We start from the raw sequence: 15,976 nt of genomic DNA on the forward strand, positions 1-15,976 counted from the left end.
TTCTTTTCGAGGTCAGCGCGAAGAAGTGGAAACGCGGTAGATCATGACATGCTTGTAGGGCTTGCCGGGATCGACGCGGGTGGACGGGAAATTCGGGTGGTTCGGCGAGTCCGGGAACTTCTGCGGTTCCAGCGCGATCCCGTCGCCCATGCGGTAGAGATGGCCGTTCTTGCCGATGAAGGTGCCGTCCAGGAAGTTGCCCGCGTAGAACTGCACGCCCGGTTCGGTCGTCAGCAGTTCGAGCACGCGGCCCGAAACGGGGTCTTCCAGGCGGGCAGCCAGTTCGGGGGTCTTGGTCACGCCCTTGTCGAGCGCGAAGTTGTGGTCATAGCCGCGGCCCATGACGATCTGCTCGTCCTTGCCGTCGCGAATGCCTTCGCCGACCAGGCGGGGCTTGCGGAAGTCGAACACGGTGCCGGTCACGTCGCGCAGTTCCCCGGTGGGGATCAGCTTGTCGTTGACGGGGGTGTAGTGGCCCGCCGGGATCGTCAGCAGTTCCTGCATGGCGTCGCGGGGCGAGCCTTCACCGGCCATGTTGAAGATGGCGTGGTTGGTCAGGTTGAGAACGGTCGGCTTGTCGGTGGTCGCCTCGAACACAACCTGGAGGTTGCCCTTCTCGTCCAGCGAGTAGGTGACCTTGGCCTTCACCGTGCCGGGATAGCCCGAATCGCCGTCGGGGCTGACCAGCGAGAACACCGCCGTCGCCACCGGGCCGGACTTGACCTGCTCGACCTTCCAGTTCTGCACGTCCCAGCCCTTGCCGCCGCCGTGCAGCGACTGGCCGTGGTCGTTCTGGGGAAGCTGGTAGCTCTTGCCGTCGAGCGTGAACTTGCCGTCGGCGATGCGGTTGCCGTAGCGACCGATGGTGGCGCCCCAGTAGTTCGGGCGCTTCTCGTAGCTGGCGACGTCGTCGTAGCCGAGCAGGATGTCGGCCGATTTGCCGTCCCGATCCGGGGCCATCATCTTCCACAGCGTGGCGCCGTAAGTCAGGATCGTCGCCGAAACGCCGTTGGCGGCCTTCAGCGTGACCGCGCCTACCGGCGTGCCGTCGGCAAGCGTGCCTGCCGGGGCCTGCGAGGCATCGGCGGCGAGTGCGGGATTGGAAAGAGCCAAGGCCGGGGCGGATATCGCCATTGCCATCAACGCCTTGCGCAGTTTCCTCATTATCCTGGCTCCCATATCTGTCCTGTAAGTCGTTTCCGCATCGTGTTACCGGACGCTGTCAGACGACGACGCCCATTGACGATATTGCTTCCCGCATATAGTCCGACAAATAGAAAGAGCGCAAGCCGGTTTGCCGCAGGGCACGGCAGCGGTTCTCTGGTTTAGAGAGGATAGTCATGCCCCCAGTGGTTTCATCTGGAGATGCCCCGGTGCTTCACGCGCAGCCAGCGGGCGTCCGCTACGGCCCGGCGCTGACGCTGCTTGCCAGCCTGTTTTTCATGTGGGGCTTCATCACCGTCATCAACAACACGCTGCTGCCGCACCTGCGCAGCGTGTTCGACCTGAGCTACACCCAGACGACGCTGATCGAATCGGTGTGGTTCATCGCCTATTTCGTCGCCTCGATTCCCTCGGCCAAGCTGATCGAGCGAATCGGTTATCAGAAGTCGCTGGTCACCGGGCTGCTGATCATGGCGGCGGGCGCGCTCGGCATGATGCTGGCCGCCAGCATTCCGTCCTACGGCGTGACGCTGGTCATGCTCTTCGTGATCGCCAGCGGCATCACTCTGCTGCAGGTGGCGGCGAATCCCTATGTCGCCGTCGTCGGCAAGCCTGAGACGGCCTCCTCGCGCCTCAATCTGGTGCAGGCGCTCAACTCGGCGGGTACGATGCTGGCTCCGCTCTTCGGCGCCTATCTGATCCTCGGTCGTTCCAAGAGCGGCACTTCGGTCGCCGGAACCGTGCTGACCGACGCCGAGCGTCTGGCCGACGCCCACTCGGTGATCCTGCCCTATGCGCTCGTCGCGGTGGTGCTGGTGATTCTCGCCGTGGTGATCGCCAAGTTCCCGCTGCCTTCGATGGGGTCGGCGAACTCGCGCCTCGCCAAGGAGCAGCGCAAGCACCTCTCGCTGTGGAACCACCGCAACCTCGTGTTCGGCATTCCCGCGATCTTCATCTACCTGATCGCCGAGATCGGCGTGGCGAACCTCTTCGTGAACTTCGTCAGCCAGCCCGACATCGCCAACCTGACGCATGAGCAGGCAGGCAAGTACCTCACGTTCCTGTGGGGCGGCATGATGGTCGGCCGCTTCGCCGGTTCCGCGATCATGCAGCGCTTCGACGCGGGCAAGGTCCTGGCGTTCTTCTCGGTCGGCGCCTTCGCGGTGATGGTCGTGACGATCTTCGCCCATGGCCCGGTCGCCATGTGGTCGCTGATCCTCGTCGGCCTGTTCCATTCGATCATGTTCCCGACGATCTTCACGCTCGGCATCAAGGGCCTCGGCCCGCTGACCGAGGAAGGCTCGGGCCTGCTGGTCATGGCCATCGCGGGTGGTGCGCTGGTGATCGTGCAGGGCTGGCTGGCCGACAACTTCGGCCTCCAGAACTCTTTCATCCTGACGGCTGTTTGCGAACTCTACGTGCTGTTCTACGCCCTGTGGGGCAGCAAGGTGACCAACGCCGAGCCGGACCTCGTTCCGGAGCCCGCCGAGTAACATCGAGCAGTTCAGCGTTCACGAAAAAGGCCCCGGCGAGCGATCGCCGGGGCCTTTTCTTTTTGGAATATCGTCATCCCGGACGACGGTTCGGTTCTACTTCTTCTCCATCGCGCTGCGGGTATCTTCCAGCGCCAGATCGACCAGCACGTTCATTGCTTCGGCTGCCCCTGCCGAATCGCCCGCAGCGATCGCGTCGTAGACGCGCACATGATCGGGAATCGGATTGCGGGGCAGGGCGCGGGCGCGCTGCTTGAACTGGGTGGTCCAGTTCACCGCCGCGCCGATCGAGGCGCTGAGCACCAGCAGCGCGTCGTTGCGGGTGGCCTGGAGAATCGCATTGTGGAAATCGCGGTCCGCCGCGCGTCCGGCCTCGGTGGTGAGGGTATGGCGCCGCATGGCTGCCAGCGCGTCCTTCATCGCCTTGAGGTCGTTCTTGTCCCGGCGCTGGGCGGCAAGGCGCGCGGCGGCGGGTTCGACGATGGCGCGCAGTTCGAACAGGCTGCGCACGAATTCGATGTCCGGCTCTCCGGCGAAGGCCCAGCCGAGCACTTCGGGGTCCAGCAGGTTCCAGCGATCGCGTGGCAGCACCCGCGTCCCGGCCTTCGGGCGACTGGCGACCAGACCTTTCGCACTCAGGACTTGAATGGCCTCACGGTAGGCGCTGCGCGAGACTTGCAGCTCCTCCGCGAAAGCGACTTCGCCAGAAAGAATGTCTCCGGGCGCATATTTGCCGGACAAGATGGCCGTTCCCAGTTTATGGGCGATGGCGCCGTGCAGGCGTCGTCCGGGGCCCCGGGCCTCGTCGGCGGGCCTCGCACTATCTTCTTCGTTCACAAAATTGGCTTCTGACACTGTTATTGGCACCTCTCCGATGGAACCTAACAGTCCTTCTCACGCGAAGGAACGACAAACATTGCGTTTCTGATGCGCTGGGAATATGTCGGAGTAAATAGGGAGACCCCAAATGACCGAATTCCGTTCCATCGTGGCCGCAACCGGCGAACCTCAGGGCGAACCGCTGGCCGTGAACGGCACTGCCGATGTCGCCGCCGCCTGCGCCGCGGCCGCCGCAGCCTTCGATACCTACCGTGCCACCGACCGCGAAACCCGCGCTTCGTTCCTGGAGCGAATCGCTGACGAGATCCTCGCCATCGGTGAGCCGCTGATCGAAGCCTACATGGCCGAGAGCGGTCTGCCGCGCGGTCGCGGTGAAGGCGAGCGTGGCCGCACCATGGGCCAGCTGCGCCTGTTCGCCGATGTCGTCCGCAAGGGTCAGTGGCAGCAGCTGCGCATCGATCCGGCCCTGCCGGATCGCGCTCCGCTGCCCCGTCCCGACCTGCGCCTGCGCATGATCCCGGTCGGTCCGGTCGCCGTGTTCGGCGCCTCGAACTTCCCGCTCGCCTTCTCGACTGCCGGTGGTGACACCGCGTCGGCGCTCGCCGCCGGTTGCCCGGTCGTGGTCAAGGGCCACCCGGCCCACCCGATCACCGGCAGCCTGATTGCCGCCGCGATCGCCAAGGCAGTCAAGGACGCCGGCCTTCCCGAAGGCGTGTTCCAGCACCTCGTCGGTCCGTCGAACGAACTCGGCGCCGCGCTGGTCCAGGATCCGCGTATCGCCGCTGTCGGCTTCACCGGCTCGCGCGGTGGCGGTCTCGCCCTCGCCAAGCTGGCTGCGGCCCGCGAAGTGCCGATCCCGGTCTATGCCGAAATGTCGAGCATCAACCCGGTCCTGCTGCTTCCCGAAGCGCTCAAGGCGCGCGGCGAAGCGCTCGGCACCGCTTTCGTCGGTTCGCTGACGATGGGCGCCGGCCAGTTCTGCACCAACCCCGGCCTGATCCTGGCCGTCGAGGGTGAAGGTCTGGACGCCTTCGTCGCTGCCGCCACCGGCGGTGTTGCCGAAGCCAAGCCGCAGACCATGCTGACCACCGGCATCGCCGCCGCTTATGCCAAGGGCGTGGAAGCGCTCGAAGGCAATGCCGGCGTCGAAACCATCGCCAAGGGCGAAGAAGGCAGCAAGACCACCGGCGGTGCGATCCTGTTCCAGACCACGGCTGCGCAGTTCCTGGCGGACAAGGCCATCGGCCACGAAGTGTTCGGCGCTGCCTCGATCGTCGTGCGCTGCAAGGATGAAGCCGAACTCGCCAGCCTGCTCGAAGGCCTGGAAGGCCAGCTGACCGCTACCCTGCACATGGACGAAGCCGACGAAGCCGCCGCTTCGCGCCTGCTGCCGGTGCTGGAACGCAAGGTCGGCCGCATTCTCGTCAACGGTTGGCCGACCGGCGTCGAAGTGTGCCACGCGATGGTCCACGGCGGCCCGTTCCCCTCGACCTCCGACCCGCGCACCACGTCGGTCGGCAGCCTGGCGATCGACCGCTTCCTGCGTCCGGTCAGCTACCAGAACTTCGCGCAGGGCCTGCTTCCGGCAGAACTGCGCGACGCAGCCTACGGTGACGGCGCTCCCCGCCTGATCGACGGCACGCTTACCCTCTAACCAGTCCAACACCATGCCCGCGGCGCGCTCCATCAAGAGAGTGCGTCGCGGACAGGGCCAAGTCCCTCTCGGGAGAGATCCATGACCTACCTTCGCCTGCTCCAGCACCGTGCGCCCGACAGCGTGCGCTCCGTCATCCTTGCCGAGGGCGATGCCGCCCACTTCCTTCAGGGCGTCACCACCACCCGTGAGCTTGCCCAGCGTGCCATCGCCGAAGGCGTGACGCTGGCCGAAGCCGCCAAGGCTGCCGGGCAGGGCGAAGCGGTCGACATCAAGGCCGAATTCGCGGCGGGCAACCTGCTGGCCCCGATCGACCACGACGACTCCGCCCACCTGCTGATGACCGGCACCGGCCTGACGCACCTTGGTTCGGCCGAAGGCCGCAACAAGATGCACGCTGCTGCCGCCTCGGGTGAGCACGTCACCGATTCCATGCGCATGTTCCTGGAAGGCCTCGAAGGCGGCAAGCCCGCTGCCGGCACCGAAGGCCAGCAGCCGGAATGGTTCTACAAGGGCGACGGCCAGCTGCTCGTCGGTCCCGGCGAAGCGCTGACCATGCCTGCTTTCGCCAAGGACGGCGGCGAAGAGCCCGAACTGGCCGGCATCTACCTGATCGGCGAAGACGGCACCGCCTATCGCCTCGGCCTCGCACTCGCCAATGAGTTTTCGGACCATGTGACCGAGCGTCACAACTACCTCTGGCTTGCCCACTCGAAGCTGCGCCAGGCCGCGCTTGGCCCGGAACTGCTGCTTGGCACCCCGCCGGAGAAGATCGAAGGCACCAGCAAGATCGTCCGCGGTGGCGAAACGATCTGGGAAAAGCCCTTCCTCTCGGGCGAGGCGAACATGTCGCACACGTTTGCCAACCTTGAGCACCACCACTTCAAGTACGACCTCTTCCGCCGCGCCGGCGACGTGCACGTCCACTTCTTCGGCACCGCCACGCTTTCGTTCAGCGACGGCGTGACGACGCAGGAAGGCGACGTGTTCGAGATCGAAGCCGCGCCGTTCACCCTGCCGGTTTCGAACCCGCTCGCCCGCGCCGCCGCTTCGGCAGAGGCGACGACGACCGTAAAGGCGCTCTGAACCATGGATTCGATCCGTATCGCCATCGTCGGCGTGGGCAAGATCGCCCGCGACCAGCACATCCCCGCGATCGAGGGCAACCCGAACTTCAGCATCGGCGCCACGGTCAGCCCGAATCATCGCGGCCCTGAAGGCATCCCGCACTTCAGCAGCCTTGAAGAACTGATCGAGAGCGGCCCGGCGATCGACGCGGTGGCGCTCTGCACTCCGCCGCAGGTCCGCTACGACCTCGCCGCGCTGGCGCTGTCGAAGGGCATGCACGTGTTCCTCGAAAAGCCGCCGGGCGCCACCCTCGCCGAAGTCGCCGCGCTGGAAAGCCGCGCTGAGAAGGTGGGTGTCACGCTGTTCGCCTCGTGGCACTCGCGCTACGCCGCCGGTGTCGCTCCGGCGCGTGCCTGGCTGGCCGAGCGCCAGATCAAGAGCGCGAAGATCGTCTGGCGCGAGGACGTGCGCGTCTGGCATCCGGGTCAGGACTGGATCTGGGAGCCGGGCGGCCTCGGCGTGTTCGATCCGGGCATCAACGCCCTCTCGATCGCCACCCACATCATGCCGCGCCCGTTCTTCCTGAAGGACGCGACGCTCAGCCTGCCCGCCAACCGCGCCGCGCCGATCGCCGCCGATATCGAGTTCCGCGACACCGCCGGAGCCGAAATCCACATGGACCTCGACTGGCGCCAGACCGGCCCGCAGTCGTGGGACATCATTGTCGAGACCGATGCGGGAACGCTGAAGCTTGCCAATGGCGGCGCCGTGCTCACCCTGCCCACCGGCACCGAGCACAATGAAGACCTCGAATATCCGGGTCTCTATGCGCGCTTCGCCAACCTGATCCGTGGCGGCCGCAGCGATGTGGACATCGCGCCGCTGCGTCTCGTTGCCGACGCGTTCCTGCGCGGCAAGCGCGAACTCGTCGAAGAATTCCACGACTGATTTCCCAGGGAGGGGACTGACAATGCTGAAGGCGCTTCGCCTTACCACTGCTGCCGTCCTGCTGAGCGCCACCGCGCTCGCAGGCGCGGCACATGCAGACACCGACGGCCAGCCGACCACGGCGACGATCGACGCCGCCAAGCCCGGCCCGGTCTATCACAAGGAAATGTTCACCCAGTTCGCCGAGCACCTCGGCACGGGCATCTACGGCGGCCTCTGGGTCGGCAAGAACAGCAAGATTCCGAACACTAACGGCTTCCGCAATGACGTCGTCAGCGCGCTCAAGGATCTTGCGGTCCCGGTGATCCGCTGGCCCGGCGGTTGCTTCGCCGACGAATACAACTGGCGTGAGGGCATCGGCCCGCAGAACACCCGTCCGGTCAAGGTCAACACCCATTGGGGCGGCGTGACCGAGCCGAACACCGTCGGCACCCACGAGTTCTTCGAGCTGATCCGTCAGGTCGGCGCGGAAGCCTATATCGCCGGCAACGTCGGTGACGGCACTCCGCGCGAAATGGCCGAATGGGTCGAATACATGACCGCGCCTGCCGGTTCGCTCGCCCAGCTGCGCGCCAAGAACGGCCACAAGGAGCCTTGGAAGGTCGCCTACTTCGGCGTCGGCAACGAGCTTTGGGGTTGCGGCGGCAACATGCGTCCCGAATTCGCGGCGGACGAGACCCGTCGCTATGCCACTTTCGTCAAGGCACCTGCGGGCACCAAGATCCTGAAGGTCGCCGCGGGCGCCAATGTCGACGACTACAACTGGACCGAGACGATGATGCGCGTCGCGGCGCCGCAGCTCGACGGCGTTTCGCTGCACTACTACGTCCATCCTGCCGGTGGCTGGCCGCCGCGTGCGCCTGCCGTCGATTTCGACGAGAACGGCTGGGCCGACGCGCTGAACGGCGCGCGCAAGATGGATGAGCTGATCACCAAGCACTCGGCGATCATGGACAAGTACGACCCCGAAAAGCGGGTCTTCCTGGCCGTGGACGAATGGGGCTCGTGGTACGCCCAGGATCCGGGTACGCATCCGGGCTTCCTGCGCCAGCAGAACACCCTGCGTGACGCGCTGATCGCCTCGATTCATCTGGATATCTTCGCCAAGCACGCCGACCGCGTGCGCATGACCGCCATTGCCCAGATGGTGAACGTGCTCCAGGCGATGATCTTCACCGAAGGCAACAAGATGGTGCTCACGCCCACCTATCATGTCTTCGAGATGTACAAGCCGTGGCAGGACGCGACCGTGCTGCCGATCGACATCAAGACGCCCTGGTACAACAAGGGCCAGTACACGATGCCCGCGGTGAGCGGCTCGGCGGTGAAGGCGAAGGACGGCAAGATCCATGTCGGCCTGTCCAACCTCGATCCGAACCAGTCGAACACGGTGACGATCAAGCTTGAAGGCGTGAGCGCTTCGGCGGTTACCGGCCGTATCCTGACGGCACCGGCGATCAATTCGCACAACACGTTCGACACCCCGAACGCGGTCAAGCCCGAGGCCTTCTCCGGTGCGACCGTGCAGGGCGGCAACCTCGTCGTCACCCTGCCGGCCAAGTCGGTCGTGGTGCTCGAACTGCAATGAGCGTGAACCACGTCCTCGGTGATTGGGGTACGACCCGGCTTCGGCTGTTCCGCCTCGACGGCGAGGACGTGGTCGCCCGGCTCAACGGGCCGGGCGCGCTCGAAGGCAATGCCGAAGCGGCTCTGGCCGAGAGGCTGGAGCTCTGGAAGGTCGAAGGGCCGCTTTCCGAAGTCGTGCTTTGCGGCATGGCGGGGGCGCCCGGAGCGCTCGTCGCGGCAGGCTATGCGGCCTGCCCGGCGGACGCTGCCAAATGGTTGTCCTCGCGTGCGCGGCTCGAAGTTTCCGGCATCCCGGTTTCGGTTCTGCCGGGGCTGAGCTGCAAGGATTCCGAAGGTGTGCCCGAAGTGATGCGGGGCGAGGAGGCGCAAGTCTTCGGCGCCCTCGCGCTTCACCCCGAACTTGGTTCGGGCGAGCACCTGATCGCGCTGCCGGGTACTCACTGCAAGTGGGTCTCGGTGGTGAACGGCACCATCGTCGGTTTCCGCACTCATCCGACCGGGGAACTGTTTGCGCTGCTGGCAGGCCAGTCGACGCTGACCGGACCGGATACGCCGGGCGAAGGCACGTTCGACGAAGGTTTCGCGCGCGGTCTCGACCGCTGCGAGGAACCGCTGACCGGCGCCCTGTTCGAAGCCCGCGCCGCGCGCATGCTCGATGGACGCTCGAAAGACTGGTCGCGCGGCTATATCTCGGGCCTGCTGATCGGCGGCGAAGTTGCCGCGCAAGTGCCGAACGGAATTTCCGTGGTGTTGATCGGCGACCCGGCGCTTTCCGCGCTCTATGATCGCGTGCTGGCAGCCCGCGGCTGCACCTCGCGCAAGATCGACGGCGATGCGGCGGTGCTCGCCGGACTCGCCATCGCGAAAGGACAGAAGGCATGAAGATCGAAGACGTTCTGGCCGCAGGCCATGCACCCGTTGTGGCGATCCTGCGCGGGATCCAGACCCATGAGGCGGTGGAGATCGGCGAGGCGCTGGTCGAGGCCGGCGTGCGCATCATCGAGGTTCCGTTCAACTCGCCCGATCCGGCCGGTTCGATCGGCGCCATGGCGGAAGCGCTGGGCGACCGTGCGGCCATCGGTGGCGGCACCGTGATCGGCACCGATCTGGCCGAGACGCTCGCGAGCGTCGGCGGCACTTTCATGGTCTCGCCCAATGTCGATCCGGCCGTCATCAAGCGCTCGATCGAACTCGGCATGGATGTGCTTCCCGGTTTCCTGACCCCGACCGAGGCTTTCGCTGCCGTGGCTGCGGGCGCCAGCGACCTCAAGCTGTTCCCCGGCTCGGTGCTGGGCAGCAGCTACATCAAGGCGATCCGCGAAGTCCTGCCCAAGCACAGCCGCGTCTGGGCGGTGGGCGGCGTCGGCGCCGCCAATGTCGCGGAATACCGCGCAGCGGGCGTCTACGGCATCGGCGTAGGCGGCAGCCTCTACAAGCCCGGCTTCGATGCCGCGACGGTCGGCGCCAAGGCGGCCGAGATAGTCGCCGCGTGGAATGCCTGCGCATCATAAGACGAAGTTTGGAGAGTTAACGTGTTCAGGAAATTCCTTGGCGTCGCCAGCCTTGCGGTCATGGCGATAGCCGGTGTGGCCGATGCGCAAGTCCAGGTGGGTGAGAAGGGGGCGGGCACGCTCAATTCCCAGCTTACGGGCGACCTCACGGTGCACGATCCGGTCATCATCCGGGAAGGCGATACCTACTACGTCTTCAGCACCGTGGGCCGTTACATTGGCATCAAGACCTCGAAGGACCTGAAGACCTGGAAGGACGCCGGTTCGGTCTTCGCCGAGATCCCGGCTTGGGCCAAGCAGGCGATCCCCGGCACCGAAGGCATCTGGGCGCCGGACATTTCCTATGTGAACGGCGAATACCGGCTCTACTATTCGGTCTCGACGTTCGGCTCGAACCGCTCCGCCATCGGCCTTGCCACCAGCAAGACGCTCGACCCCAAGGCCAAGGGCTACGGCTGGAAGGACCAGGGCCTCGTCGTCATGTCCACCCATGACGACGACTTCAACGCCATCGACCCCAATTTCGTCGAGGATGCGCAGGGCCGCCAGTGGCTCTCGCTCGGCAGCTTCTGGACCGGCCTGAAGCTGTTCCCGCTCGATGCCAAGACCGGCAAGGTCGCGCCCGGCACGGAGCCTTATTCGATCGCCCGCCGCCTCGCGCCTGCAGGCGGCCCGGCGCCGGTCGAAGCGCCGTTCATCATTCCGCACGGCGGCTACTACTATCTGCTCGCCAGCTATGACTATTGCTGCAAGGGCGTGAACAGCACCTATTACACCGTGGTCGGCCGCTCGAAGAAGATCACCGGGCCCTACCTTGGCAAGGACGGCAGTTCGATGATGGAAGGGCGCGGCACGATCTTCCTGCGCGCCGACCTCGAAGAGCAGCAGCGCTTCCGCGGCCCCGGCCATGCGGGCGCCTTCACCGACAAGGACGGCACCACCTATGTCGTCTACCACGCTTACGACAAGCAGGCGAACGGTGCGCCGACGCTGCGCATCGCCCCGATCCGCTGGGATGCGGACGGCTGGCCCGTCGCCGAATACTGAACCCACCTGACGGCACCCCGGTCCCCCGACCGGGGTGCCCTTTTTTCCTACCGCCGGACAGAACTCCGGCGCCACGAATCAAGAATCTCGGAGAGGATGACATGAACTTTTCCCTTTCGCGCCGCGCCTTCGCCGCCAGCGCCGCCCTGCTGCCCATCGCCTGCTCCAAGGCCGGAGACGCCGTTTCGGAGTCCGGCAAAGACAGCGCCGCCACCGCGCCAACCCCGATCAACCCGCTGGTGAAGCAGCGCGCGGACCCTTACGTCGTGCGGGCCGAGGATGGCTGGTACTACATGACCGGCTCGGTGCCCGAGTACGATCGCCTCGTCCTGCGCCGCTCGAAGACCATCGCCGGTCTTGCCGATGCCGAGGAGCGGGTGCTCTGGCGCCATGAGAAGAGCGGCCCGATGTCCGGCTACCTCTGGGCGCCCGAGCTGCACCATGTCGACGGCCGCTGGACCATCTACTTCGCCGCAGGCCCGAGCGGCGGCGGTGCCGACGTCTTCCGCATCCGTACCTATGCCGTGGTCTGCGACGGGCAGGACCCGATGGCGGGCAAGTGGTCCGTGCTTGGCGAACTGAAGACGCCGTGGGACAGCTTCAACCTCGATTCGACCTCGTTCCACCACAAGGGCGTGCGCTATATGGCCTGGGCGCAGCGCGAACCGGGGATCGAGACCAATTCGAACCTCTATCTCGCACCGATGAAGGACGCGCTGACCCCGGCGGCCAAGGCGATCCGCCTGACGGTGCCGACGCTCGACTGGGAAATCCAGCAGTACAAGGTGGCTGAAGGTCCCTCGGTGATCGTGCGCAACGGGCAGGTGCTGATGACCTATTCGGCCAGCGGCACCGGCGCAGTCTATTGCATGGGCCTGCTCAGCGCGGCCGACGGCGCCGACCTCATGGACCCGCGCGCCTGGACCAAGTCGCAGAAGCCGGTCTTCACCACGTGCGTCGAAACCTCGGTCTACGGTCCGGGCCACAATAGCTTCACGGTGGACGAGAAGGGCCGCGACCTGCTGGTCTACCATGGCCGCGACTACGAGAAGATCGAAGGCGACCCGCTGCTCAACCCGGATCGCCACGCCCGCGTGCAGCGCCTCTATTACGATGCGCAGGGCCGTCCCGACTTCGGCGTCCCGGTCGGTAACGGCGCGCTGCCCGAGCGTTTCAGCCCGGCCGTGCGCCGCGACGTGATGCTCGGCCATGACGGCACGAAGCTGACCCTCGCGAAGGGCACGCCGCTGCCGCAGACCCAGTTCCGCCAGATCGCCGGAGCCGACGGCGCGGTGCAGCTTTCGCCGATTCTCCAGCGCGACCATGGCTTCAAGGTGGGCCCGGATGGCGCCGTCGCGCTTGCGGCCCTCGGCAGCGCCGATCTGTTCCTGCGCGAGGCGGGCGAGGCCAGGGACACCGTGCGCTTCGTTTCGAAAGCCGATTCGTCGAAGGCGCTGGCCTTCTCGGGCGATGCGATCAAGCTGGCCGACAAGAGCGATCCGGCGACCAGTTGGCTGGCCGACTGATCGGCAACAAGTCAGACAAGAATCTTCACAGACCGGCCGGAAAGCGCGCTTTCCGGCCGGTTCTGCGACCATTCTGCCACACCTGTTTCAGCTTTTTGACAGCCCTCCAGCTTTTCCACTTGCAACGCATTAGTCAGACTAATAATTAGTCCGAGTAATCGAAGGGGCATGGTATGGGCCAGCCCCAATGGGAGGGTTGATCCATGGCGCTTAAGCCATTCGCTTTCTGCACCGCATCTATTTTCGCTCTGAGCCTCGCCACTGTCGCGCAGGCGCAGGAAGTCGCTCCGCAGTCGGCAGACGATAGCGAGGCGACCGCCGAAGACATCATCGTTACCGGCGTCCGCGCGTCGATCGTCGGCGCTATCAACAGCCGCAAGGACAACATCCAGATCGTCGATTCGATCGTGGCTGAAGATGTCGGCAAGCTGCCCGACAACAACGTGGTCGAAGCGCTCCAGCGCGTCACCGGCATCCAGGTGACCGACCGTGCCGGCGGCGAAGCGGCGACGATCACCATTCGCGGCCTGACCGACCCGCTCACCACGCTGAACGGCCGCAACATCTTCACTGCGGCGGGCACTTCGTTCGCGCTTCAGGACATCTCGGCCAACCTCGTCAAGAAGGTCGACGTCTACAAGACCCGCTCGGCCGATCAGCTCGAAACCGGCCTCGCGGGCCAGATCGACGTGCAGACCCGCCGTCCGCTCGACTTCGACGGCTTCACGATCTCCGGCCTCGCCCGCGGCGTCTATTCGGAACTGCGCGACAAGGCGAATCCGAACGTCGCCCTGCTCGTGGCGGACAAGTGGGACACCGGCATTGGCGAGATCGGCTTCCTCGTAAACGCCAGCTATACCCGCGCCGAATACCGCAACCAGAACCTTCAGTCCGGCGCCATGGTGCCGTTCCTGACCGTTGACGGTGCGCGTCCTGCGGTGACGACCAGCAATATGATCGGTGCATGTCCCGGTGGCCCTGCCTTCGGTGCTCTGGAACGCCTGTTCACCACCGACTGCCGGGCGGTGACGCCTTCGAATCCGCAGGGCAACCTGTGGACGCCCGGCCTCGACGCCGGCCTTCCGACCGCAGCGGGTTCGACGCTCAACATCAACGGCGTTGAAGTTCCCTATTATCTCTCGCGCGATGCGGTCATCGCTTCCGACCTTTATGGCAAGCGCACGCGTCCTTCGGTCAATGCCGCGCTTCAGTGGGCGCCCAACGACCGCTCGGTCTACACTGCCGAAGTGTTCTACAGCGGCTTCCGCGGCAAGACCTTCAACAGCCTGAACTTCAGCTTCGTCGACTGGTGGGGCAACCTCCCGGCTGACGCGGCGAACAGCTTCGAGCTGTATGACGGCACCAATATCATCAAGTCGCGTCAGGTCGGCGCGGTCTCGGGCTTCAACAGCGGCGACTATTCGACCAACAAGACCGACAGCTACGTCTACGCCTTCAATGCGAAGTGGGATGTGGCCGATCGCGGCAAGATCGTGGCGGACGTCGCCTATCAGGACAGCAAGAACGAGACCTCGTTCTTCGCCATGCGCACCGATCGCGCCCCGCAGGACATTTCGGTGGACTTCAACGCCGGCGGCGGCCTGCCTTCGTACCACTTTGCCAACGAGGCATTCCTGACCGACGCCTCGCAGTGGACCGTTGGCAATCTGTTCGACAGCGGCACGAAGAATACCGGTAGCGCGTTCACCGCGATGCTCGACGGTGAGTACGAATGGGACAGCGGCTTCCTGCGCCGCATCAAGGCGGGCTTCCGCTACGACAACCGCAAGGCCGACAGTTACGTGCGTGACCAGGGCGCTCGCGGTCTGGGCATTACCCTCGACCAGCTTGGTGAGGGGACGCCGTTCACGAACAGCGGCTTCTTCGATGGCAAGGCCGATATTCCGACCAGCTGGGTCCTCGCCGATCCGCGTAGCATGAACAAGGATGCGATCCGCAAGCTCTACCAGGCTGCCGATCCCGCCGCGAACCTGCTGTTGTCCAACCAGCTGACGTTCGGTCATGTCTTCGGCATCAACGAGATCAATACCGCCGCCTACATCATGGCGGATGGCGAGATCGAGCTGTTCGGTCGCCCGCTCCAAGTTCAGGGCGGTGTTCGCTTCGTTGCGATCGATACCGACTACGACTACTTCGATCGCGGTAATAACTTCGCCCGCACGTCGGTTTCGACCGGCTCGTCGAAGTTCCTGCCTTCGTTCACCCTGCGTTACGGCATCACCGACAAGCTGCGTGTTCGCTTCAACTACGGTGAGACTCTGCGTCGTCCGGATTTCAGGGATCTTAACCCGAACGTTACTCTGACAGGCGATCTGTCGCGGATCGGCTTCGGCACCGGGAGCGCAGGCAACGCTGACCTCCGCGCGACCCATTCGAAGAACTTCGACCTTGCTCTGGAATGGTACTTCGAGCGCAACAGCGCGATCTATGCGACGGCCTTCCGCCGCGAGATCAGCGGGCTGGTCGTGCCGCTCGTTGCGCGCGAAATCATCCCGAACAACTACCTGCCGCGTAACGAACAGTACACTGAGACGTTCAACATCACCCGTCCGGTCAATGCCTCGGACGGTGTGCTGAAGGGCATCGAACTGGGCCTGACCTACTTCCCGACCTACCTGCCCGGCCCGCTCAACGGTCTCGGCTTCGTCGGCAGTGCCACGATCCTCGACTCCTCGCAGACCATTCCGGTCGTGAACACCGAGGGCCAGATCACCGGCAGCACCAAGTCGGCGTTCTTCGGCGTGTCGAAGCTCTCGTACAACGCCACGCTGGCTTACGACAACGGCCCGATCGGCGCCCGCCTGTCGTACATCTGGCGCAAGGGCTTCCTCCAGAGCAACGAGGGCCGTTCCTTCGCGAACCCGATCGGCTTCTGGCGCGCTCCTGAAAAGAGCCTCGACCTCCAGCTGACCTGGAACGTGAACGACGATATCGGCGTAACCTTCGACGCGGTGAACCTCACCAAGGCGAAGCAGCAGAACTACTACAAGTTCGGCGACGTCGGTAATCCGACCCAGTTCAACTCCAGCACGCTGCTGATCGACCGTACTTTCGCAGTCGGCGTTCGCTTCAAGTTCGACTGATACCTTACAAGGCAGGCCGCGACACACGCCATTC

Annotated in this window: 12 protein-coding genes; 10 read left to right on the forward strand and 2 right to left on the reverse strand. The window is 65.0% G+C overall.

The annotated features are described in order from the left end of the window. Window positions 1-12 precede the first annotated feature (12 nt). The gene (locus AC4D6D_RS04185) at window positions 13-1,164 is read right to left on the reverse strand and encodes an aldose epimerase family protein (RefSeq protein WP_491326633.1); all 1,152 of its coding nucleotides are present in this window, start codon (window positions 1,162-1,164) and stop codon (window positions 13-15) included. Between the two features lie 176 nt (window positions 1,165-1,340). Here AC4D6D_RS04185 and AC4D6D_RS04190 point away from each other — a divergent pair, with 176 nt between their 5' ends. Further along, window positions 1,341-2,657 carry a sugar MFS transporter gene (locus tag AC4D6D_RS04190; protein ID WP_147218255.1) on the forward strand — a complete coding sequence of 439 codons (1,317 nt, stop codon included), beginning with the start codon at window positions 1,341-1,343 and terminating at the stop codon, window positions 2,655-2,657. A gap of 96 nt (window positions 2,658-2,753) precedes the next feature. On the opposite strand, the gene AC4D6D_RS04195 is transcribed toward AC4D6D_RS04190, so the two are convergent. Beyond that, complete coding sequence (locus AC4D6D_RS04195) at window positions 2,754-3,494, reverse strand: FadR/GntR family transcriptional regulator (protein ID WP_147218257.1); 741 nt, start codon at window positions 3,492-3,494, stop codon at window positions 2,754-2,756. Window positions 3,495-3,624: 130 nt separating this feature from the next. On the opposite strand from AC4D6D_RS04195, the gene AC4D6D_RS04200 reads away from it, so the two are divergent. The 9 genes from AC4D6D_RS04200 (at window position 3,625) to AC4D6D_RS04240 (ending at window position 15,942) form a co-directional block, all read left to right on the forward strand. Then, a complete protein-coding gene (locus tag AC4D6D_RS04200) occupies window positions 3,625-5,151 on the forward strand; it encodes an aldehyde dehydrogenase (NADP(+)) (protein ID WP_491326634.1) in 1,527 nt (508 codons plus the stop codon). Between the two features lie 81 nt (window positions 5,152-5,232). Beyond that, window positions 5,233-6,237: an AraD1 family protein gene (gene araD1, locus AC4D6D_RS04205; protein WP_491326635.1), complete on the forward strand. Its 1,005-nt coding sequence runs from the start codon at window positions 5,233-5,235 to the stop codon at window positions 6,235-6,237. 3 nt (window positions 6,238-6,240) lie between these two features. After that, window positions 6,241-7,167 carry a Gfo/Idh/MocA family protein gene (locus tag AC4D6D_RS04210; protein WP_491326636.1) on the forward strand — a complete coding sequence of 309 codons (927 nt, stop codon included), beginning with the start codon at window positions 6,241-6,243 and terminating at the stop codon, window positions 7,165-7,167. Between the two features lie 22 nt (window positions 7,168-7,189). After that, window positions 7,190-8,755, forward strand: a complete 1,566-nt coding sequence (locus tag AC4D6D_RS04215) for an alpha-N-arabinofuranosidase (RefSeq protein ID WP_491326637.1) — start codon at window positions 7,190-7,192, stop codon at window positions 8,753-8,755. Next, window positions 8,752-9,636, forward strand: coding sequence for a 2-dehydro-3-deoxygalactonokinase (locus AC4D6D_RS04220; RefSeq protein WP_491326638.1), 885 nt, complete (start codon window positions 8,752-8,754; stop codon window positions 9,634-9,636). Before AC4D6D_RS04215 ends, AC4D6D_RS04220 begins: the two co-directional genes overlap by 4 nt. Then, window positions 9,633-10,265: a 2-dehydro-3-deoxy-6-phosphogalactonate aldolase gene (locus AC4D6D_RS04225; RefSeq protein WP_491326639.1), complete on the forward strand. Its 633-nt coding sequence runs from the start codon at window positions 9,633-9,635 to the stop codon at window positions 10,263-10,265. Before AC4D6D_RS04220 ends, AC4D6D_RS04225 begins: the two co-directional genes overlap by 4 nt. Before the next feature lie 60 nt (window positions 10,266-10,325). Next, on the forward strand, window positions 10,326-11,312 hold the full coding sequence (locus tag AC4D6D_RS04230) for an arabinan endo-1,5-alpha-L-arabinosidase (protein WP_491327198.1): 987 nt from the start codon (window positions 10,326-10,328) through the stop codon (window positions 11,310-11,312). A gap of 101 nt (window positions 11,313-11,413) precedes the next feature. After that, the gene (locus tag AC4D6D_RS04235) at window positions 11,414-12,838 is read left to right on the forward strand and encodes a glycoside hydrolase family 43 protein (protein WP_491326640.1); all 1,425 of its coding nucleotides are present in this window, start codon (window positions 11,414-11,416) and stop codon (window positions 12,836-12,838) included. 203 nt (window positions 12,839-13,041) lie between these two features. Beyond that, window positions 13,042-15,942, forward strand: coding sequence for a TonB-dependent receptor (locus AC4D6D_RS04240; RefSeq protein ID WP_491326641.1), 2,901 nt, complete (start codon window positions 13,042-13,044; stop codon window positions 15,940-15,942). The last annotated feature ends 34 nt before the right edge of the window (window positions 15,943-15,976 follow it).

It is taken from the genome of Novosphingobium sp. BF6, assembly GCF_058273105.1.